Source organism: Streptomyces sp. SID12501, assembly GCF_010550245.1.
Lineage (GTDB): Bacteria > Actinomycetota > Actinomycetes > Streptomycetales > Streptomycetaceae > Streptomyces.
On record NZ_JAAGLU010000913.1, the window covers coordinates 1 to 405 of the forward strand.

The 405-nt window shown below is 71.1% G+C and carries 1 protein-coding gene; it reads left to right on the forward strand.

Translation table 11 applies throughout. The features are described 5' to 3' along the window. Positions 1 to 365: phytanoyl-CoA dioxygenase family protein (locus tag G3I71_RS49110; RefSeq protein WP_203733248.1), on the forward strand; the 365-nt coding region annotated here is incomplete at its 5' end. Positions 366 to 405 lie beyond the last annotated feature (40 nt).

The window sequence follows — 405 nt, forward strand, 5'->3', positions numbered from 1 at the left end:
CGACCAACGGCAGGTGGATGATCGTGCCGGGGTCGCACCGGACGTTCCTCGGCTGCGCGGGTGCGACGCCGAAGGACAACTACAAGAAGTCGCTGCAGACGCAGGACGCCGGAACGCCCTCCCCCGAGGCCCTGACGCGGTTCGCGTCCGCCTGCGGCATCCAGCAGTTCACCGGGGCGGCCGGGACGGCGACCTGGTTCGACTGCAACGCGATGCACGGTTCCGGGGACAACATCACCCCCTACCCGCGCAGCAACGTCTTCCTGGTGTTCAACAGCGTGGAGAACCTGCCGATGGAGCCGTTCGCGGCGCCGGTCCGGCGGCCGTCCTTCATCGCCTCGCGGGACTTCACCCCGCCGGCCTGAGCCGCCGGGCGGGCACGCCGCACCCGTCGTGCCCGGGCTA